The sequence below is a fragment of the Campylobacter showae genome (genome assembly GCF_963515975.1).
Lineage (GTDB): Bacteria > Campylobacterota > Campylobacteria > Campylobacterales > Campylobacteraceae > Campylobacter_A > Campylobacter_A showae_F.
The window spans coordinates 1-19899 of the sequence record NZ_CAUPZM010000031.1 but is presented as its reverse complement, the minus strand read 5'-3'; the positions used below and the strand labels follow the sequence as shown (position 1 = coordinate 19899).

Here is a 19899-nt window from a genome sequence, read left to right as displayed (position 1 = left end):
ATCTATAAAATGAATCAAGGCAGAGACGAAGAGGCTGAAGAAAAGATAAAAAGAACCAATAATAAATACAAATATGCTCCTTATTCGCTACTATATGAAGATGGTCTTTTAAAATACAAACCAAAGCCGATAGATCCAAAAATGATAGAAACATTTGATAAGACGATAAATTCTTACTTTAAACACTGCCCCGACGAAAATGCAACGTTTAAAGACGCTAGAGCTTTTATAAAATGGGCAAATGAAGAAAAAAAGATAAAAAAAATATATAGGTTTTTAAGTACATACAAAAGCGACTCGACCAAGGTGATTTACGTAGATAACAACCGAAGTAAATCCAGCCCAAGCTCAAATTTGAAGTAAAATAATCTCGGCGCAAAGACGAAGCCAAAATATAAATTCGGCCGAATAAAATTTGAGCTCGCGGCGGGCGTAAATTTAAAATTTAAGCGGGCGAAATTTGACGAGATTAGCCGTAAATTTGCCCGTCAAATTTCAAATTTGACGGGGTCCTTGCTAGCTTCTAAAAAACGCGATCGCCGCTTAGCGAGGTTAAAATTTAGCGTTGCGCGACAGTTAAGCTTTAAACTACGGCATTTGAAGCGACCGCGAAAACCGCCCGAGATAAAAGGCAAACTTAAAAGCGGCGCGTTAGAGTAAATTTGCGGCTACCGCTCGCCTCGCGCCAAAAACTTCGCCGTCCGCCCGTTTTTTCGCACTTCTTTGAAAAATATCCGCAGCGCTTTTTGCTCTTTCGCGCCGATTTCGTAGCTGATAAATTTAAGATACCATTTGATATCGTCCACGCTGATGCCCCTAGTTTGGGCGTATTTGGCGAGGATGTAGTTTGGGATTTTGACATTTGCTCGCAAAAACTCGCACGCCAGCCGCTCATACGCGCCGCGCCCCTTCACGCAGGAAAATCGCCCGAAAACAAACGGCAAGCCCGTCCGCTCGCGCCACGCCCTCCCCATATCGTAAAACGCCTCCTCGCCCTCTCGCAGATACGCCTTTAGCGCGCGGTCGCCGATGAGCACCTCACCCTCAAGCCCCAGCACTCCGGCTAGCGCATTTGAGCTCGCAGACGCTGGATCCGGGCGCGCGGCGGTGCCCTTTCGCACGAGCACGCTTTTGACGTCGCCCTTAGCTACGATGCCAAGACTCACCTTTTTGTAGCGTTTTTTGCGGCTTTCGATGCTTGATATCACGGCGGCGTCGATCCTGCGGCAGCGCAGATCGCGGTTTAGTTTGCTAGGCACCCCTTTTTTAAATTCGATGATTTTTTTATCCTGCGAGCTTAGGCGCGAGCGCTTTAAAAATACGTGAAAAGGAAGCAAATTTAGATAATCAATCTTGCCAAAAATCATAAAAACTCCGAATTTATAAGGATTTGCGCCGTTTTAAAACGAGCTAAATTTAAAGCTGAATCCAACTGTAAAAATAAATTTTCGTAAAATCCAAAATCATAGCCTGCGTCAAAAATATACGGGCTACGAGCCTTGAAACGATAGCGCAAATTTGACCGACTCGCGCCGCAAAATACGCCCGCGACGAAACAAAACGCCAAAAAGGCGCGGGTCTGGCCACCTAGAAATCGCTCCGAAAGGCGACGATGAAAAACTGCCAAAACGCGCCGAGCTTCCCATATAGCTTTGTTCCAAAGCTATCTTTTTAAGGCTAAATTTGAAAAGCGGCGACTCCGCGCAGGAAATCGCCGCTAACGGTGCAAATTTGAGCTCAAGGACGCGCTATTTTGCGCCATTAAATTTGATACTCGTGCTCTTCAAGTTCGTCGTTTAAGAGCTTCGTAAATCTCGCCGCATGCGCCTCTATCGCGCTATCAGGCACGCCCGGCTCCACGCCGCAGCTAGCAAAAATGCGCCCATAAACGAGCTCGCAAAAATCCGCGCAGCACTGAAGCGGTAGCAAAATCTCGTTTAGGCTAAATTTGATCGCGCCGTGCTTGGAGTATTCGCCTAGCCCGCCGCCCGCGCTCACGGCGATTTGCAGCCGTTTGCCCGCAATCTTCGCGCCCTGCCCGTAGGCAAAGCCGCGGCTGAGCACGTAGTCAATGTAGGCCTTTAGCATTGACGGCACGTTAAAGCCCATCATCGGAAACAAAAACACGATGCGATCGGCGCGCAAAAACGCCTCCTGCTCTGCCGCAACGTCGATTTTCATGGCGTCGGTGCCGTATAGTCCCTCTAGATGGCGAACCTCGGCGCCCGCGCTTTTGGCGGCGTTTGCCAGCACCTTGTTTAGGCGAGAGGCGGCGAAATTTGGATGGGATAAAACTACTAGCGTTTTCATTTTGGCTCCTTTTTTGATAAATTTTAGAGCGTCTGCGCTTTTGGGGCGTTAAATTTAAGCTGATTAAATTTGCTGATTTTTAAACCTCGCCCCAAACCGCAAAAGTCTTATTTTTGAGAAATTATATCATCAAAAGCCTAAAAACGGGTTAAGGCTAGCGGTAACGGCGCGTAAAATATACGAAAGTAAATGCCGCCTAATTTGATTAAATTTTCGGCTTTTGCGTGTTTTATATGGACGGGAGCTCCGCACGGAGTAAATTTGACGCGCGTTCGCGCATCCTCGTCACAGCAACATACTCTCAAATTTACCGCATACGAGCTTTAGATGATTAAATTTTAAAAGCTACGGCGCCTAAACCCGCAAATTTAACCTAAAACTTACCTCACTAAAGGCAAAAACTCAAGACAAAATCTCAAATTTTACCCACTCGTTTTCCTCCGCAAGGTCGGTAAAAACGGCGATCAGATCGTCTGCATAACCCCCTAGCGCGGCAAGGGAGGAGTGATTTTTTAGTTTGATTTGCGTGGGCTCGTTTATCTCGCCGAGCGCGTCGTAAAGCGCGTCGAGGTTTTTTATCTCGGGGCCCAGGCTAAATTTTCGCGCCAGATACTCAAAGGCTGCCGTTTTCTCGCGCATTTTCGCGCCGTTTAGAGTTATGATTTTCACTGCCGCCTCCGCTCATAAAGTAGATAAAAGTTCTCGTAATGATCGGGCGTGTAGTAGATCAGCCCGTCGTTAGAAAACACGATACGCTCGGCTCCGCGCCGCCCTCCACGGTATCCGATATCGCACTCAAACCACTTGCGACCGTTAGCCTCTGGCAGCTTCTTTTCTCTGTTTGAAAAGCGGTCGCCGCCGATACTTTTTTTGTCCACGACCTGCCACAGATTGCCGCTTTTAGCGTCCCATCCGAGCGCGAGAGCCTCTTTTTTGGTGATGAAGTTTCGCGGCAACCCGCCGAATCTATAAATATACGCCGCAACCTCGTCTTTTGAGGTGTAGACGCCCTCTTTTACGACATTTACGCTCGGCGCGGCGGCTACATTTTTCTCTGCGCCGCCGCCTCTAAATTCGCTTTGCGGCTGATTTTGACCTGGAGCGGTCGAGCTATCCGGGACGATAAATTTAAACAGCGCCGCGATCAACAAAACGGCTAGCGGCAAGATGACGTTTCTAATGAGTTGTTTGTTCAAAAAAGACCTTTTGGAATAAATTTGAAGCGCTTGCTTCGGAGTTAAATTTGCCGTCAAATTTTACGGACTAAATCTAAATTTGATGATTTGGGGCCGTAAAGACGAGAGTAAATTTGCTCTCCCGCCAAACGTTTGCGCCAAATTTAGCGCGCTAAAAAGTCAAATTTGACCGCATAGATCGCAGTCAAATTTGATAAATCAGCAGAAAAACGTAGGCTAAATTTAGCGCTCTAGAAGCTAAATTTAAAGCGTATTAAAGACTCTGTCGCCCGCGTCGCCAAGACCCGGCACGATGTAGTTTTTCTCGTCTAGTCGCTCGTCGATCGCGGCAGTATAGACCTCGACGTCCGGGTAAACTTCGCTAAATCGCTTTAGTCCCTCTGGAGCGGCGATGATGGAGATAAATTTGATCTGTTTTATGCCGTTCTCGCGTAAAAATTTAACCGCGTCGATAGCCGTACCGCCGGTGGCAAACATTGGATCGATGATGATGGCTAGGCGGTTTTTGGCGTCGCGAGGCAGCTTGGCGTAGAAAAACTCCGCCTCTGCAGTCTTTTCGTTTCGCTGAAAGCCCAAAAAGCCGACGCTAGCATCGGGAATGATCGTAAATACGCTATCTAGCATACCCAGGGCCGCGCGCAAAATCGGGCAAATCATTACCTTAGTCGCGAGCTTTTTGGCCTGAGCCTGGGCGACCGGGGTCTGTACGCTCACGTCGCGCAGCGCCAGATCCCTAGTCGCCTCAAATATCATCAGGTGGCTGATCTCGTCCACGAGCATCCTAAACTGAAACGGCTCAGTGTTTTTATCCCTTAAAATCGCTAGTTTGTGCTCGATAAGCGGATGAGAGATGAGCCTGACGTTTTTCATTTACAGACCCTTTGCTAGCTTTTCGGTATAGGCTTTGACGTCAAAATCCTTCACTCTAGCTACGCCGTCTTCGACCGCAGCTTGCGCTACCGCCGGAGCCACGGCTAAAAGCACGCGATTGTCAAACGGTTTTGGTATGATGTAGTCTTTGCCGAATTTTAGCTCTTTTACGCCAAACGCCGCGCAAACCTCAGCAGGCACGGGCTCTTTAGCCAAATTTGCAAGCGCGCGCGCCGCAGCCATTTTCATATTTTCGGTGATTTTTTTAGCTCTGACGTCTAGCGCTCCGCGGAATATAAACGGAAAGCCAAGAACGTTATTTACCTGGTTTGGATAGTCGCTGCGGCCGGTTCCCATCATCACGTCGTTTCGCACGCTAGCGACGTCTTCAGGGAAGATTTCCGGAGTCGGGTTAGCAAGCGCGAAAATAATCGGCTCGTCGTTCATAGACGCGACCATTTCCTTCGTCACGACGCCAGGCTTGCTAAGGCCTAGGAACATATCCGCACCCTTCATCGCGTCCGCTAGCGTTCTATCTGCGGTTTCGAGGGCGAATTCGACCTTTTCAGGAGTTAGATCGGTGCGGCCTTTGTGTATGACGCCTTTGCTGTCGATCATCACGATGTGCTTGGCACCCAGAGCCTTGTACATCTTCGCGCATGCGATACCCGCCGCGCCCGCGCCGCTAACTACGATTTTGATTTTAGAGATATCTTTGCCAGAAATTTCCATCGCATTTATCATGCCCGCACTCGTTATCATCGCCGTGCCGTGTTGATCGTCGTGCATGACCGGGATATCGACTGCCTCTTGTAGTTTGCGCTCGATCTCAAAGCACTTCGGAGCGCGGATATCTTCTAAATTTATACCGCCGAAAGTCGGAGCTAAGGCTTTGCAGATCTCTACGATCTTGTCCGGATCATGCTCGTCTAGCTCGATGTCGAATGCGTCTACGTTTGCAAATTTTTTAAACAAAACCGCCTTGCCCTCCATCACGGGTTTACCCGCTACCGCGCCGATATCGCCTAGGCCGAGTACGGCTGTACCGTCGGTGATGACGGCTACTAAATTTGCCTTGTTGGTGTATTTGTAGGCTAGTTCGTTGTCGGCTTCTATCTGCTTGCACGGTACCGCAACGCCCGGCGTATAGGCCATTGAAAGGTCTCTTGCCGTAGCGCATGGGGTTTTTACTTTTATCTCTATTTTACCGCCCTCGTGATACGCGAGAGCCTCTTCGTTAGTTACGTGTGTCATTTATTCTCCTTTAAAATATTTCTTATTCTTTTTTTTGTCTCGTCCGCGCCCAAAACTTCGAGCACCTCAAATATCCCAGGGCTTACGCTATTTCCAGTTAGCGCGACGCGAAGCGCCTGGGCTAGGTCTTTTAGCTTTAAGCCGTTTGCTTCTAAAAATTTAGCCGTCATCTCCTCGTAGCCTTTGGCGTCTAAATTTTCGCCTAAAATTTCGGCAAATTTAGCCAAATTTTCCTTACTCCCCGGCGTGATAAATTTAGCATAGGCTTTCTCGTCGTATGAGCTTGGAGCGTTTATGATCGTCCTTGCGCTTTGGCTCATTTCAACTAGCGTTTTTGAGCGTTCGCGCAATGAATTTAACAGCACCTCGCCCTTTGGCATCGCTTTAAAATCTATCTCAAATTCAAGCATCTCGCTTGCTAGCCTTTCGTACGGTAGAGTCTTGATATAGTGGGCGTTTAGCCACTCTAGCTTGCTTGCGTTATAGGTGCTTGAGCTCTTGTTTATATCGTGCGGATCGAAGTACTTTAACATATCGTCCATACCGAAAATTTCGTCGTTTCCGTGGCTCCAGCCTAGGCGCACGAGGAAATTTAAAAGAGCTTCGGGCAGATAACCCATGCGCTTATACTCCATCACATCGGTCGCGCCGTGGCGTTTGCTTAGTTTGCTACCGTCCTCGCCGTTTATCATCGCGACGTGGTAAAATTTCGGAGCTTTAAAGCCTAGAGCGTCGTAGAGCACGATTTGCTTTGGGGTATTTGATAGATGATCGTCTCCGCGGATGACGTCGGTTACGCCCATTAGCGCGTCATCTATCACGACCGTGAAGTTATACGTCGGAGTGCCGTCAGAGCGCGCGATGATAAAATCATCCAGGATATCCTCGACTCTAAATTTGACCTCGCCTTTGATACCGTCGTCGATCACGATCTCGCCGTTTAGAGGCGCTTTGATACGGATGACGGGCTCGACTCCCGCAGGCGGAGTGCCCGTAAATTCGCGGTAGCGATTATCGTATTTGGGCCTCTCTTTTCTCGCTTCTTGTTCAGCGCGCAAAGCGTCTAGCTCGTCCTTGCTCATGTAGCATTTGTAGGCTTTGCCCTCGGCTAACAGCTTTTGTACGTACTCTTTATATATGTCGAATCTACGCGACTGATACGTTACCTCGCCGTCGTGATCCAGCCCGCACCAGGCAAAGGCCTCTTTTATCGCTTGCGTTGCTTCTTCGGAGTTGCGTTTTAGGTCGGTATCTTCGATGCGTAGCAGAAATTTCCCGCCGTTTGCTCTAGCGTATAAGTAGTTATAAAGCGCCGTCCTAAGCCCGCCGATGTGTAGATATCCGGTCGGAGAGGGGGCAAATCTAGTTACTATTTGTGAATTTTGCATTAAATTTTACCTTTATAGCTTGCGCTTAAATTTAAAATGTTATAATGCTCAAATTATATTTACTTTAGACTTAAACAAAGGTTTTATATGTTAAAAAAGATCTCATTCGCCGCGTTTTTTCTCAGTTTTTGTATGGCTAACGCGAGCCAGATCTCAAACGGCATCGCCGTCATCATCGAAAACGAACCCATCACCGTAAACGAAGTGCGCAAAGCCGCCGCGCAGCTGCAAACAAACGAAGCTAACGCGCTAAATTTACTGATCCGCGATAGACTCGAAACCGCGCAGATCAAAAACCTAAAAATCGAAGCCAGCGACTACGAGCTAAATCAAAGGCTACAAAAGATCGCAAGCGAGAGCGGTATGAGCGCCTCAGATCTACGCTCGGCCGTGCTATCAAAGGGCGGCGACTACGCGCAGTTTAAAGACGACGTCGCAAAGACCATAAAACAAGAAAAGCTGTATCAAAGCATATTTGCCGACGCCAAAATCAACATTTCAGAAAACGCCGCGAGAGCGTATTTCGAGCAAAATCGCGACCTTTTCGCGCACTTTACCGACGTGAGCGTGACTAGATACGTGGCGCCTTCGGTGCAGCTTTTAGAGGCCGCCAAACACAGCTCCCCGATGAACACCAACCACAGCGTGCACATGGACGTGCTGGATCTAAAAAGCGAGCAGATCCCGCCTCAACTACGAACGATATTTCAGCAGACCCCGGACGGCACTTTCACGCAGATTTTCCAGACTCCCGAGGGCTTTGAAATGTTTTACGTAGCGTCTAAAAAGGGGCAAACGATGCCTGAATTCGACGAGGTCAGAGACGAAGCGATGAACGCGCTTTATAAACTCGAGCAAGACCGCGTCATCGGCGAATACTTCAACAAACTCCGCGCCAAAGCTAACGTCAAATATCTACGCTAAACTTCAAATTTAAGCGCAAATTTTAAGCCGATTTGATTCGGCTTAACTTCTTTTATTTTAGGTCAAATTTGACCGATTTTTTAAATTTAGTTGCTTACTTGCCCAAACCCGCACCTTTACGGTGTAAATTTCGCTAAAATTCGCTCCAAACGTAAAATCCCAAAAGAGGTAAAATTTGAACATAAACGAAGCGATAGAGGCAACTAGAAAAAAGCAAAAAGAGTGCAGACGTGCGTTTGTAAAGTATCTATTTTTGGGTATCTTTTTTATAGCCATATTGCCGCTTAGCGGGATTTTCGTAGCGGAAAAAATTTTTAGAAGCGAATTAGGCGTAATATTTATCATCATCGGTTATATTCCAATTTTTATCGTCTCATGGGTGACAACTTGGTCTAATGTAATTGAACCATTATGGGTTTACGAGGAATTTTACAAAGATGTTTATATTCGTACCATTATTTCGGATATAAACCAGGCTTTTAGTTATGAACCGTCGGCGGGGATTAGCCGTGAGGAATTTAAAAAGATAGGCATATATGCGCAAAATAAATTCCGCGCCGAAGATCAAATCAGCGGCATTTATAACGGCGTTAAATTTAGCTTAAGCGAAGCAATAAGGATACCGGGCGGAACTATCGTCGCCGGCACCGCCTGCTCTCCGGAAATAGCCTCAGTCCTTTTTGTCGCTACGGCTTTCTATACAATATATAGCAATGCCCAAGCCTTTAGCGGCTCGGTCTTGGTCTGCGAGTTTTACAAGAAATTTAGCGGGCAAACGATAGTGGCAAGCCGCACTCTAAATACTAAATTTTTAGGCGAAAAAGAGCAGATGGACGATACTCTTTTTAACGATGAATTTAGGGTTTTCACGGATGACAAGGTCGAAGCAAGATATCTTTTGACGCCTGCGTTTATGAAGCGCTTGCGCGAGTTAAAGATAAAATTTGCGGGAGAGATGGGCGTGAGCGCGGCGTTTATGGACGATAAATTTTACCTATTTTTAAACGGAGCGAAAAATAGATTTGAAACTACGCCGTTTTCGCTACCGCCTAGTCTTTATGACGTAAAGCAGATAAAAAAGGAAATTTCAGAATTTTTATCTATCATAGACGAATTAAATTTAAACCTTGATATTTTTAAGTGAGGGCAAATTTGACGGCTGGGGTTTTTACAACTAAATTAGCATTTTTGCGGTGCGGGTTTTGCCGATAAATTTGGGTGTAAATTTATGACTCAAAGCCTCGCGCGCGTAAAACAAATTTCACTTTTTCCCGCTAAATTTATCGTAAATTTGACCGAGTTTCGAGCGTTTTTTACGCGCTTGCAGCTCTTTTAGGAAGTTTTTGTTGCCCCTTTGTACGGCGGCGGCGAACTGAAACGAAGTGATCTTGTATTCGCCTGAAACCCTAAATATCTCAAAAATCTGACGCCCAAATATCTCCCACGGCTCGATGCCGGGCGCGGTGTAAACCATGTGCGCGTGGCACTCGGCGCTGATGCCCTCCTACGCAGGCAATAGTTCAAAGTTGCTAAGCGAAGCGTAGGTCTGCGCGTCCTCGAGCAACTGCTGCCACGACGTCACGAACTCGTCCGCGCTCACGAGCGCGCCGCGCATGCCGTTTAGGCTCGAGTGATCGACGAATACGACGTCGGCAAAGCACTCGCGCACGCGCTGGGTTTGCTTGCGGTCGGCGGCGTTGATCATTTTTACGATGAGCTCCTCGGCGATCTCTTTTGGATTCATCTTGCGTCCTTTGATTATTTTTGTATATTTTAGCGATTTTAGGCTAAATTTGAAGCATGAAAGCAGACTGCAAAATAAATAAAATTTGAGGATTTTGTGCGGCGGACGGTAAATTAAATTTGATCAAATGCAGGCAAATTTGACCAGCCTTTGCCCGCAAACGCCTCGGCAAGAGAGCCGAATTTGACCGCCCCAAGCGATCAAATTTAAGATAAAATTTACAGGATAAATCCGCTGCCGATAACCAGCTCGCCTTTGTAAAATACCGCGAGCTGCCCGCTAGCCACGCCAAATGCGCTCTGTTTTAGCTCGACCTCGGCGGTGCCGCCACCCAGCACTTTTACGTGCGCGTTTAGCCCGATGCTACGGTAGCGTACCTTGACGTCGCAGTCAAACTCGCTCTCATCCACGAACAAATTTAGGCTATTTACCGCGATCTTGCCGCGCTCGAGCTCCTCTTTAGGCCCGACGACGATGCGGTTATTTGCCGCGTCGATAGAGAGCACGAAATGCGGCTCGTGCGCCCCAAACACCTCAAATCCGCGCCTCTTGCCGATCGTGTAGTGCATATAGCCGTTGTGCCGCCCGATCACCCTGCCCGCGCTATCGACCACGTCGCCCGGCAGGTCGGTCTCGTAGTGCTTGTTTAGCACCTCGATATAGGTGTCCTCGACGAAGCAAATCTCGCTACTCTCGGCTTGCTCGCCGTATTCGCGAAAGCTCGGCAGAGACTTTGCCAGCTCTTTTATATCTTTTTTAAATTTGTCTCCGAGCGGGAAAATCATATCGGCGATTATCTCTTTTGGTACCTGCGCCACGAAGTAGCTCTGGTCTTTGCTAGGATCGGCGGCGACTCTGATGAGGCCGTCTTGCACGCGGATGTAGTGGCCGGTGGCGAGCTTTTCGCAGCCGATACTTTTGGCGAATTTTAACAGCTCGCCGAATTTGATAAAACGGTTGCAAAGCGCGCACGGATTTGGCGTGCGACCCTCTTTATAAGCGCCGACAAATGGCGTATAGACGTATCTATCAAACTCGTCTTGCAGATCGATCACGTGATAGTTTATGCCCAGATACTCGCACGCGCGGGCGACTTTGCCGATGTTTTGCTCGTGATAGCCGGGCTTTTTGTGTAGTTTCATATAGCAGCCCACGACCTCGTGACCCGCTTCTAGCAGCATTTTGGCGCTCATGGTGGAGTCGACGCCGCCGCTCATGGCCATTAGTATTTTCATTTTTTCTTTCCTTTGTGGGGCAAGCGCGCCTCGCGAGCGCCTTTAAACGAGCTTGAAATTTTTGATCTGCGGCAGGCTGCATGCCTAGCCTTGACGCAAAAATTTCCGCGCAACGCTTAAATTCATCTCGCGATTCATCGCTTGCGTTTTTTGTAAAAATATTTGCAAATTTACAAACTTAGCCCTAGCCCCACAATAAGACAAATTCGTATAAATTCGGTGCGATTATATAAAAAATAGCTTAATAGGCTATAAATTTGCGAGCCAAGGATAGCGAACTAAGCGGATATTTAGCTTTCGCGCTTTGCTCGGCTCTGAATTTTACCCGCCGAGACGGCAACGCAGAATTTGCAAACGGCGATGACGCGGTTAAATTTACCGAATTTTATGTAAAAGCGGGCATTGTCGGCGGAGAGAATTTATAAATTTAAAAACAAGGCGCTTGGGGCGTAAATTTAAAGGTTTGCTCATTAAAATTACTAAAATGCAGGCAAGCTAAATTTGCAAAAATCAAAATTTAACGCCGAACGCTAGATATAAGCACCCAGCAAATTTGCAGACCGAATTTAACTAGCCCTCAAGCCTGCTTGCGGCTATTTGTCTTGAGTTTCGCCGTCTTTTAGATCTTTATCTAGCTTTAAATTTTCATGTATCATGTGTGCCGTCATCGCAACGACGAAAACTACGGCGATTAAAATCAGTAAAGGGACGCGAGCGCCGTCAAATTTGACGGCGACACAGCCGCAAATACCGACAAAAACGAGGCAAATCAGCGCAAAAACGATCCTATAAAGCATCGCCAAATCCTCAAAATTCGTAAAATTTTAGCATGCTAGTTTAGTTTAATATCCCCAAAATTTCATCCCGCACGGCGTCCAGATCGTCGCTGATCGTATAAAGCGACAGATCCTCCTCGCTGACGGCTTTTTCGTGCATCAGCGTGGTTTTGATGAAATCGTCGAGCTTACTCCAAAACTCACTTCCGATGAGGAAAATTTTAGTTTTTTTGGCGCCGATTTGCGCGAGCACCAGGATCTCAAACAACTCGTCAAGCGTCCCAAAGCCGCCCGGAAACACCAAAAACGCACTCGAGCGCTCGATGAGGGCAAATTTGCGAGCGGATAAATTTGAAAAAACGAAATTGCTCGTGGCGTATCTGTTCGTCACCTGCTCAAACGGAAGCACGATATTTAGGCCCACGGACGGACTTTTACCGCTTTCATACGCTCCTTTGTTCGCCGCCTCCATCACGCCCGGCCCGCCGCCGCTAACGACCGCGAAACCGCCGTCGGCAAGCTCTTTTGCGAGACTAAAAGCCATTTTACAGTATTTGCTATTTTCGTCAAATCTAGCCGAGCCGAAAAACGTAACGCTAGGATTTTTATAGGTCGCAAAATCCCTAAATTTGGCCAGATCGTTTAAAATTTCATCCATTATTTCTCTTTGCGGTTAAATTTACGCGCCGTATTTTCGCGCTCAAATTTGAGCAAAATGCCGTTAAATTTGAGCAAAAGCGCACCCAAGCTAAAGCGAGGCTAAATTTAGCCTCTTATTTCTAAATTTAACCTTATCTAAGCTGCTCTAAGCGCTCTTTTTTCGTGCCGATCTGAGTGATCTGGATGCCGAAGTTACCGTCTACGATGACGACCTCGCCTAGGGCTACGACCTTGTCGCTGATTAGAATTTCAAGCGGGTCGTTTGCGAGCTGATTTAGCTCGATGACCGAGCCTATATCCATCGTGAGCACGTCTTTTAGCAGCATTCTTTTTGAGCCGATGCGTACGTGAAGCGGCAGGCGCACGTCCATGATGAGCCCGATATTTCGCATCTCTTCGGCGCTTAGATCGCTTTTTGCGGGAGCTACTTGCTGGGCGGGCTCTTTTTGATCTTTGTTGAAAAATTTAACCAGCGCAAAATCAAGCACGATAGCGATATGCTCGCTGATGTCGCCGATTTTAACGGAGTAGATGTAGATTTTTTCAAACGTATTTACGTCTAAATTTGCGCTCTCGTCGAGGAAATTTACCTTCGCGACCTCGAAATTTAGCTTCGGCATGCCTTTTTGTGCGCCAAGGCTCGTAGAAAATGCGCCGAGGATATTTGAAAATACCTCTTTTGCGGCGTCTAGCTCATCCTCGCTTAAATTTTCGTTGCGCGAGATCTCTTCTTCTCCGAGCATCCACTCGCCGATCGCGCTCATTAGCACGGGCGTAGCTACTAGCATCATCTTTGCCGTCGTATCGCCGCCGACAGTCACGTTTGCCACGGCTAGAGGCGGTTTTATACCTTCTTGCTTGGGCGCGTCGTATTCGTTTCTCTCGCCTATCTCAGGCGTCCTACCCGTTAGTCCCTCGATCGTAGCCTTTACTTCATTTACGAAAATTTTCAAAAAATCATTCATCGTCTTCACCCTCGCCTAATATATTATCCTCATCCTCTTCGTTTTCTTGATCGTAGCTCATGAGCTTGGCTTTGCGCTCTTCTTCGTATTGCTCGAGGATGTTTTTGATCTCGTCTTTGTCGCTTCTGATGAGCTCTTCTATGCGGATAGATTTTCTAAATCTATGCAGCCCGACCTCGGCCAAAAATACCTCTTTTTTATCGATCGTTACGATAGCCTTGTCGTTTGCCGAGCGGTCGAGGCGCAGTATGTCGCCCTCTTTTAAATTTAAAAACTCGTTTACGCTAACGACGCTTTTGCCCAGTATCGCCTCATACAGCACTTCAGCGCGCCCGATCAGCGTTTTTAGCTCTTTGTTTCGGCTCTTTTTCGCGCTCGTTTCGCCAAGCATTATGTCGCGGTTAGCCAAACGGCTCAAGATCGGCTCTAGGTAGATGACCGGATAGCAGATGTTTATCATGCCGCTTGAGTTGCCTACGATGATCTCCATGACGACCATTATCACGATTTCGTTTTGGCTGACTATTTGCACGACGTTTGGACTGCTTTCTTTAGCCTCGACGTTTGGGTACATATCGGTAATCATCGCCCAGCTCTCTTTTAGACGCTGCATCATCATTCTTAGGATCGCATCGAGCAAATTTACCTCGATATCGGTTAGCTCCCTGCTAGCCTCAAAGCCCTCGCCGTTACCGCCTAGTAAGCGATCTATCATCGGAAACGCGATGCTCGGGTTTATCTCCAAAACGCAGTTGCCGTCAAGCGGCTTGATCGAAAAGACGTTAAAGCTAGTAGGGCTCGGCAAGCTCATCAAAAACTCGCCGTAGGTCATCTGATCGACGCTGTGCAGGCGGATCTCCACGATACTTCTCATAACGCTTGAAATTTGAGAAGCCAAATTTCTCGCAAGCTTATCGTGTATGCCCTTTATCGCACGTAGCTGTTCTTTGCTGACGCGGTTTGGGCGTTTAAAATCATAGATTATTACCTGGCGCTGCTCTTCTTTGCCGCCCTCTCCGATCGACCCGCTCGCCTCTTCGTCGTCTACGACTTCTAGTAGCGCGTCTATCTCTTCTTGACTTAAAATGTCCGCCATTATTTGCCCTCAAGCTTTTTTCTTATTTTATCCATCAAGCGCTTATGGATCTGCGATATCCTACTCTCGGTGATACCCAAAATCTCGCTGATCTCCTTTAGGCTCAGCTCCTCGTAATAATAAAGCTGCACGATGAGCTGATCGCGCTCCTCAAATTCGTTTAAAATTTGAGCTATCTTTTCTATCAAATCCTCTTTTTCGATCCGCTCGAGCGTATTTTCTTCGCTCATTAGCTCCATTTGATCGTCGATATTTAGGACGGCGACGACTGCGCTCACGTTTCTTGCTTCGCTTACCTTTTCTACGTCGACGCCGAGCTTGCTTGCGATATACGCATCGTCTGGCTCGTGCTCAAATTTATTAAAATACTCATCCACCAAAGCCTCGATAGACTTTACCAAAGTGCGGTCCGAGCGGCTAACCACGTCAAGCCCGCGTAAAAAATCAAGCATCGCGCCGTAAACTCGCTTTTGCGCATATCCCCAAAACGAGTCGTTTTGCTCTTTGTCGTATTTTCTAGAGAGCTTTACCATCTCCTCAAGCCCGGCGCCTATCAGGTCGCTAACGTCGATATGAGCCGGCAAGCGCTCCTTTAGCCTAAAAGCCATCGCGCGAAGAGCTGGCATGTAGGCTAGTACGATGTCGTCTTGCTCTTTTTTTATCGTCTGGGCGTATGGATTAAGCGGCTTTTGCATTACTTTCGTTGCTCTTATTTAACGTTTGTTTTATCAGTATATTTTCGTTTGCGAGCTTGCTTAAGAGACTATCTATTCGTTTTTCTCTAAGCGCTAGTTCGCCGATTAGATGATCGGCCCTTTGCTCGTATAGTTCCTTATCAAACCGCCTTTTTAGCGACGCTTTGGCGTCTAAATAATTTATAATAACCACGTGTACTAAAAGATAGAAAAAAAACGTAATGAGAAACGTATAAACAAGCATATCTATCGGGTCGTTCAGCTTTAACGCCGAAAAAGTCGCGCCGATAAAAAATCCGCAAACCGTAAAAAATGCTATAAAATTTTCCGCTCTCAAAGTAAAATCCTAAATTTAAAATTGCTCCATTAGCCGCCTAAAAAAGCCGCTGAAGCTGTTGTTCGTACTTGGATTAAGCACTTTTTGTTCCAATCTATAAAGTAGCTTCGACGCCACCTGCTCAAGCTCCATGCTCGCGGCATCGTATCTGCTGTCGTCGGTAAAAAGCGTGCGCTGTTTTATGCTGCGAGAGACGTTTTTATCCTCGCTGATAGCGCCCAAAAACTCCAAATTTAACGGATTTTCGATATTTGCCCTAGCTACTTTTCGCACATGCTCAAATATCCTAACCGCCTCCTTTTCGCTCCTAACCATGTTAAAAAGCATAAGCAGATTGTCTTTATTTTTAGAGGTGATTTTGATAACGGCGTAGGCATCGGTTATCGCGGCAGGATCGGGTACGGTGACTACTATTACCTCGTCTGCGGCCTCCAAAAACAGCTGAGTGTTTCCGCCGATGCCCGCACCCGTGTCGATGATGATAAAATCAAGATCGTCAAGGCTCGAGGACTCCTCGAAAAAACGCTCGTATAAAAATTGGTTGTTAAATTTAAGTATCTCGTCTCCGCTCTCGCCGGGAATCAGCGTCAAATTTGGCTTTACCTCGATCAAGATATCTTTTAGCGAGCACTCGCCTTTTAGCACGTGGAGCAAATTTTTACTAATGCGCACGTTTAAGATGACGTCTAAATTCGCCAGTCCTATATCCGCGTCAAAAAGCGCGACTTTGTAGCCGTTTCTAGCGAGGATATTTGCCAAATTTGCGCTTATGGTGCTCTTGCCCACGCCGCCTTTGCCGCTAGTTACGGCGATGAAGCGCGTGTTTTTCGCATTTGATCTAGAGGCTACTATATCTTTTAATTTCTCGGCTTGAGTGTTCATTTTTTATCCTTATTAAACCCTTGCAAAAGGCAATCGACTAAAAACTCGCTTTTTGCTACCATGATGTCGTCGGGAACCTCTTGTCCTAGGCAAAAGAAGCTAACGGGTTTATTTATCTCGTAAACTAGCGAAAATACGTTACCGAAAATTTTGGTTTCGTCAAATTTGGTGATGATCAGAGTGTCGATATCAAGGAAGCTAAAACCGTTGTAAATTTCGAGCATATCATCTATCTTTGAGCCTGCGGAAAGCACCAAATTTACGTCTATTTGCGCGTCGCTATGCTTTAAAAACATTTCAAGCCTAGCTAGTTTTTCTTTATCGTACTGCGAGCTGCCCGTGGTATCTATGAGGATCACTTCGCAGTGATTTAGCTGTTTTAGCGCGTTTTTAAAATCCTCCACCTCGATAACATCAAGGATCGGCAGCTTCATCATCTTTGCGTACTGAAACAGCTGCTCGACCGCGCCGATACGGTAGGTATCAAGCGTGATGATGCCCGTTTTCGCGCGCCTGCCCTCGCCGTAGGCAAATCTCGCCGCAAGCTTGGCTAGAGTCGTAGTTTTACCCACTCCGGTAGGCCCCACTAGCATCATGATTTTTTGTTTTCTGTTGTCCTCTTCGCTCCTGCACGGTAGCATCTTTCTAAGCAGCGAGCTAAAATATCTCCTCACAGCCGTCGGATTAGCCTTCATCTGAGGCGACATATTTTCCGCGGTTATTTTCATTATCTGCTCTAGGTGCTCTTCTTTCATGCCGCTATTTTTGGCATCTTTGTAGATGCCGGCAAACTCCGGCGGTATGATCAGGTTATTCCTGGCGCTTGCACGCTCCTCCCAGAACATATCGGCTATCATATTTACTTTTTCGCTCAGCATACTTACCTGCCTTGCGACGTCGTCGATCTTTTTGTCGTAAATTTGATCCTGACGGCCGGGCGCGGTTTCGATATTTGCTATCTGGCTTATCTCTTTTGCGGCTTTTGAGATGTTTAGGAGTATGTCCTCGCCGCTGTTTTGAGCGGTTTTGTAGTTTTGATTTCCCGGCGCGGTTCTTGCGGAATTTTGGGTCAAATTTACCGCTGCTTTGGCGTTTTGCTGCTCGGCTCTAAAAAGCTCGCGCTCGTCTAAAATGATCTTTTGCGGCCTTTCTTCTTTCGGCGTTTGAGCGCGCAAAAACTCCTCATAGCCCTTTAAATTTTGCTTTTGAGGCTGATTTTTTTTCTGCTCACTCGCGTCCTCTTCGACGCTAACCAAAATTTCATAAAGCGGCTTTTTGTTTATCGTCTTTGGCTGAATTTGCTTCGTCGTTACCAAGATCGCCCTCTCGCCGCACTGAGCCTGCGCCTTTTTTAGCGCCTCCATACTGCTCTCGCCGGTAAACGTATAAAACTTCGTCGCCAAATCTTCTCCTTCGTTTCTCGCTAAATTTAGCCGCCGCACCGAAATCGTCGCGGCAAAGGCTATGCATTTTCCGTTCCCGCTTCAAATTTAGGCTTTGCGACCGCTAAATTTTAAAATTTAACTCCGCTTTTACTAACGCGCTTCATCGTCCCAAGCGGCAAAATCACGCTGATTCTTTTTTTTGCGCCCGGATGCGGTAGCGCCAGCCGCGCGTCGTTTCTGTTTCGTCCGCTAAAATACAAAATATCTATATCAAGCGTCCTGGGCGCGTTTTTAAAGCTTCGCACGCGTCCGAAACGCCTCTCCAAATTTGCCGTTATTTTTAAAATTTGCCTCGCGGCAAGGCTCGTTTGCACGAGCGTTACGGCGTTTGTGAAATCAGCCTGCTCCTTAAACCCAAACGCCTCGTTGATGAGGAGGGCTGAGTTTTCCACGACGTGAAACCTGCTATCTCTGCTGAGCTTAAAATGCAACCGATTAAAGCGCTTTTTAACGTCGCCGATATTGCCGCCAAGGCCCAAAATAACGCTGTTTTTAAAATCCGGTTTAAAATCAAAAACCTTCGGGAAAAAGAGGCATTTGCTAAACCGTCTCGCCCCCGCTACCCTCATAAAATTTCAGCCCCGTTTTCGCGCACGACCACGACGTCCTCGATGCGTACGCCAAACTCGCCAGGCAAGTAAATCCCGGGCTCCACGCTAAAGATCATCCCCTCTTTTAGCACGGTATCTCCGCGTTTTGAGATAAACGGAAGCTCGTGAATATCGACTCCGACGCCGTGTCCGGTGCTGTGAAAAAACGCTTCGCCAAGGCCCTGCCTCGCGATAAAATCCCTAGCCGCCGCGTCGATCTCGCGCGCCTTTTTACCAGGCACTACCGCCGCGATCGCTAAGGCCTGCGCCTCTTTTACGATCTCGTAAATCTCTTGCCGTTTGGCGTTTTTAAAATTTTGCTCCTTGCCGAAGTTAAAATTTTCGTCAAAGCACGCCGTGCGCGTCCTATCGGAGCAGTAGCGATTAAATTTAACCCCCGCGTCAAGCAGGAGCAAATCTCCCTGTCGCAAACGCTTTTTACCGGGCAATGCGTGCGCCTTTGCGGCGTTTTCGTTTATCGCGACGATAGGCGAAAAGCTAAGCGCAAGCTCGCCCTTTTTCTTAAAGATGAGCTCGGCGTTAAAAAACAACTCCTCTTCACTCATGCCTTCGCCCTCGGCGCGCACGAACGCGGCAAATTCGTCAAACCTCTGGGCGCCTAGCTGCGCCGCTTGCTTTAAAATTTTTATCTCGTCTTCGGTCTTTACTATGCGTGAAATTTGCGAAAAATTCGCTCGCGCCTTAAATCTTATCCCAAGCCCTTTACTAAGCGCCCCCCACTCGCCCGCGCTAAAATCGTACGGGTTGTAGCTAAGCTCCTTTACGCCCATTTTTCGCAAAAACAGCCTTGCGTCTTTTATCAAATTTCGCTCGACCTCGATAACCTCGGTATCTTTGCAAAGCTCGTGCGCCTCGATGCTATAGCGCGCATCGGTGAGGAAAAATTTGCGCCCAGCGAGACTTAAAAATACCGCGTTGTCGCAGCTGTATCCGCACTCGTGAAATACGGCGTTTTCGTCCTTTAGGATAAAATTTTTCAAATTTTGCCTCGTTTTACTCCGCTTTTTCGCCAGCTCTTGCGGCTTTCATAGCTTTTATCTGTTCGAAAATTTGCAGCATCGCGATCATGGCTAGATGGTAGCCCACAGGCCCAAAGCCCACGATCTGCCCCGCGGTCACCGGCGCTATGAGGCTTTTTTGGCGAAATTCTTCGCGGCGGTGGATGTTGCTGATATGCACCTCGATGACCGGGAGTCCGACGGCTGCGATAGCGTCGCGGATCGCGATAGATGTGTGCGTGTAGGCGGCTGGGTTTATGATGATGCCGTCAAATTCGCCGAAGCACTCTTGGATTTTATCCACTAGTTCACCCTCGAAATTGCTCTGAAAAAACTCGATCTCTATATCGTTTTGCTCGGCAAAAAGCTTCATCTGCCCGTGGATATCCTCCATCTTCATCGAGCCGTAGACGTCGGTCTCTCGCGTACCCAGCATGTTGATATTCGGGCCTTGGATGACCATTAGTTTAGATTTTGTTTCCATTTTTAGCCTTTTAAAAGATTTAAATTTAG

24 protein-coding genes and 1 pseudogene are annotated in these 19899 nt (G+C 47.4%); 4 read left to right on the top strand and 21 right to left on the bottom strand.

Going from position 1 to position 19899, the window contains the following annotated elements; translation table 11 throughout:
• Positions 1–363 (top strand): annotated as a pseudogene (locus tag RWM02_RS09580) (ankyrin repeat domain-containing protein); the annotation flags it as partial.
• 305 nt (positions 364–668) lie between these two features.
• Here the strand turns inward: RWM02_RS09580 and RWM02_RS09575 are convergent.
• From RWM02_RS09575 to gltX, 7 genes are all read right to left on the bottom strand, one after another.
• Positions 669–1367, bottom strand: coding sequence for an MqnA/MqnD/SBP family protein (locus RWM02_RS09575; protein ID WP_314071666.1), 699 nt, complete (start codon positions 1365–1367; stop codon positions 669–671).
• Between the two features lie 394 nt (positions 1368–1761).
• The gene (locus RWM02_RS09570; RefSeq protein ID WP_314071664.1) at positions 1762–2310 is read right to left on the bottom strand and encodes an NAD(P)H-dependent oxidoreductase; all 549 of its coding nucleotides are present in this window, start codon (positions 2308–2310) and stop codon (positions 1762–1764) included.
• A gap of 402 nt (positions 2311–2712) precedes the next feature.
• Positions 2713–2979, bottom strand: coding sequence for a barstar family protein (locus RWM02_RS09565; protein WP_122862476.1), 267 nt, complete (start codon positions 2977–2979; stop codon positions 2713–2715).
• Positions 2976–3506 (bottom strand): ribonuclease domain-containing protein, encoded by a 531-nt coding sequence (locus tag RWM02_RS09560; RefSeq protein ID WP_122862475.1) that lies wholly within the window; start codon positions 3504–3506, stop codon positions 2976–2978. Before RWM02_RS09560 ends, RWM02_RS09565 begins: the two co-directional genes overlap by 4 nt.
• 243 nt (positions 3507–3749) lie before the next feature.
• Complete coding sequence (gene upp, locus RWM02_RS09555; RefSeq protein WP_314071658.1) at positions 3750–4376, bottom strand: uracil phosphoribosyltransferase; 627 nt, start codon at positions 4374–4376, stop codon at positions 3750–3752.
• Positions 4377–5630 (bottom strand): malic enzyme-like NAD(P)-binding protein, encoded by a 1254-nt coding sequence (locus tag RWM02_RS09550; protein WP_314071655.1) that lies wholly within the window; start codon positions 5628–5630, stop codon positions 4377–4379.
• Complete coding sequence (gene gltX, locus RWM02_RS09545) at positions 5627–7018, bottom strand: glutamate--tRNA ligase (RefSeq protein WP_314071650.1); 1392 nt, start codon at positions 7016–7018, stop codon at positions 5627–5629. Before gltX ends, RWM02_RS09550 begins: the two co-directional genes overlap by 4 nt.
• An 87-nt stretch (positions 7019–7105) precedes the next feature.
• On the opposite strand from gltX, the gene RWM02_RS09540 reads away from it, so the two are divergent.
• A complete protein-coding gene (locus RWM02_RS09540; RefSeq protein ID WP_314071646.1) occupies positions 7106–7942 on the top strand; it encodes a peptidylprolyl isomerase in 837 nt (278 codons plus the stop codon).
• A gap of 175 nt (positions 7943–8117) precedes the next feature.
• Positions 8118–9086: a DUF3137 domain-containing protein gene (locus RWM02_RS09535; protein WP_314071643.1), complete on the top strand. Its 969-nt coding sequence runs from the start codon at positions 8118–8120 to the stop codon at positions 9084–9086.
• A gap of 117 nt (positions 9087–9203) precedes the next feature.
• Here RWM02_RS09535 and RWM02_RS09530 read toward each other — a convergent pair whose 3' ends face one another.
• From RWM02_RS09530 to mnmA, 3 genes are all read right to left on the bottom strand, one after another.
• Complete coding sequence (locus RWM02_RS09530) at positions 9204–9416, bottom strand: hypothetical protein (RefSeq protein WP_314071641.1); 213 nt, start codon at positions 9414–9416, stop codon at positions 9204–9206.
• Between the two features lie 30 nt (positions 9417–9446).
• On the bottom strand, positions 9447–9686 hold the full coding sequence (locus RWM02_RS09525; RefSeq protein WP_314071638.1) for a hypothetical protein: 240 nt from the start codon (positions 9684–9686) through the stop codon (positions 9447–9449).
• A 218-nt stretch (positions 9687–9904) separates the two neighbouring features.
• On the bottom strand, positions 9905–10921 hold the full coding sequence (mnmA, locus tag RWM02_RS09520) for a tRNA 2-thiouridine(34) synthase MnmA (RefSeq protein ID WP_314071635.1): 1017 nt from the start codon (positions 10919–10921) through the stop codon (positions 9905–9907).
• 257 nt (positions 10922–11178) lie between these two features.
• Here mnmA and RWM02_RS09515 point away from each other — a divergent pair, with 257 nt between their 5' ends.
• Positions 11179–11346, top strand: a complete 168-nt coding sequence (locus RWM02_RS09515; protein ID WP_314071632.1) for a hypothetical protein — start codon at positions 11179–11181, stop codon at positions 11344–11346.
• A 168-nt stretch (positions 11347–11514) separates the two neighbouring features.
• Here RWM02_RS09515 and RWM02_RS09510 read toward each other — a convergent pair whose 3' ends face one another.
• The 11 genes from RWM02_RS09510 to aroQ all read right to left on the bottom strand — a co-directional run bounded on the left by RWM02_RS09510 (position 11515) and on the right by aroQ (position 19870).
• Complete coding sequence (locus RWM02_RS09510) at positions 11515–11718, bottom strand: hypothetical protein (protein ID WP_314071630.1); 204 nt, start codon at positions 11716–11718, stop codon at positions 11515–11517.
• Positions 11719–11758: 40 nt separating this feature from the next.
• The gene (locus RWM02_RS09505) at positions 11759–12355 is read right to left on the bottom strand and encodes an LOG family protein (RefSeq protein ID WP_314071628.1); all 597 of its coding nucleotides are present in this window, start codon (positions 12353–12355) and stop codon (positions 11759–11761) included.
• A 133-nt stretch (positions 12356–12488) separates the two neighbouring features.
• The gene (gene fliY / locus RWM02_RS09500) at positions 12489–13322 is read right to left on the bottom strand and encodes a flagellar motor switch protein FliY (protein WP_314071625.1); all 834 of its coding nucleotides are present in this window, start codon (positions 13320–13322) and stop codon (positions 12489–12491) included.
• A complete protein-coding gene (fliM, locus tag RWM02_RS09495; RefSeq protein ID WP_314071622.1) occupies positions 13315–14418 on the bottom strand; it encodes a flagellar motor switch protein FliM in 1104 nt (367 codons plus the stop codon). Before fliM ends, fliY begins: the two co-directional genes overlap by 8 nt.
• On the bottom strand, positions 14418–15113 hold the full coding sequence (locus RWM02_RS09490; protein ID WP_314071619.1) for an RNA polymerase sigma factor FliA: 696 nt from the start codon (positions 15111–15113) through the stop codon (positions 14418–14420). The genes fliM and RWM02_RS09490 overlap by 1 nt, the downstream gene beginning before the upstream one ends.
• Positions 15097–15450: a hypothetical protein gene (locus RWM02_RS09485; RefSeq protein ID WP_314071617.1), complete on the bottom strand. Its 354-nt coding sequence runs from the start codon at positions 15448–15450 to the stop codon at positions 15097–15099. The genes RWM02_RS09490 and RWM02_RS09485 overlap by 17 nt, the downstream gene beginning before the upstream one ends.
• 15 nt (positions 15451–15465) lie before the next feature.
• Entirely contained in the window at positions 15466–16332 is an 867-nt protein-coding gene (locus RWM02_RS09480) for a MinD/ParA family protein (protein WP_002952971.1), read from the bottom strand.
• On the bottom strand, positions 16329–17735 hold the full coding sequence (gene flhF / locus RWM02_RS09475) for a flagellar biosynthesis protein FlhF (RefSeq protein WP_002945949.1): 1407 nt from the start codon (positions 17733–17735) through the stop codon (positions 16329–16331). Before flhF ends, RWM02_RS09480 begins: the two co-directional genes overlap by 4 nt.
• A gap of 110 nt (positions 17736–17845) precedes the next feature.
• Positions 17846–18346: a 2-amino-4-hydroxy-6-hydroxymethyldihydropteridine diphosphokinase gene (gene folK, locus RWM02_RS09470; RefSeq protein WP_314071613.1), complete on the bottom strand. Its 501-nt coding sequence runs from the start codon at positions 18344–18346 to the stop codon at positions 17846–17848.
• Positions 18343–19368 carry a M24 family metallopeptidase gene (locus tag RWM02_RS09465; protein WP_314071611.1) on the bottom strand — a complete coding sequence of 342 codons (1026 nt, stop codon included), beginning with the start codon at positions 19366–19368 and terminating at the stop codon, positions 18343–18345. The genes folK and RWM02_RS09465 overlap by 4 nt, the downstream gene beginning before the upstream one ends.
• A 13-nt stretch (positions 19369–19381) precedes the next feature.
• Positions 19382–19870: a type II 3-dehydroquinate dehydratase gene (gene aroQ, locus RWM02_RS09460; RefSeq protein WP_295143131.1), complete on the bottom strand. Its 489-nt coding sequence runs from the start codon at positions 19868–19870 to the stop codon at positions 19382–19384.
• Between the last annotated feature and the right edge of the window lie 29 nt (positions 19871–19899).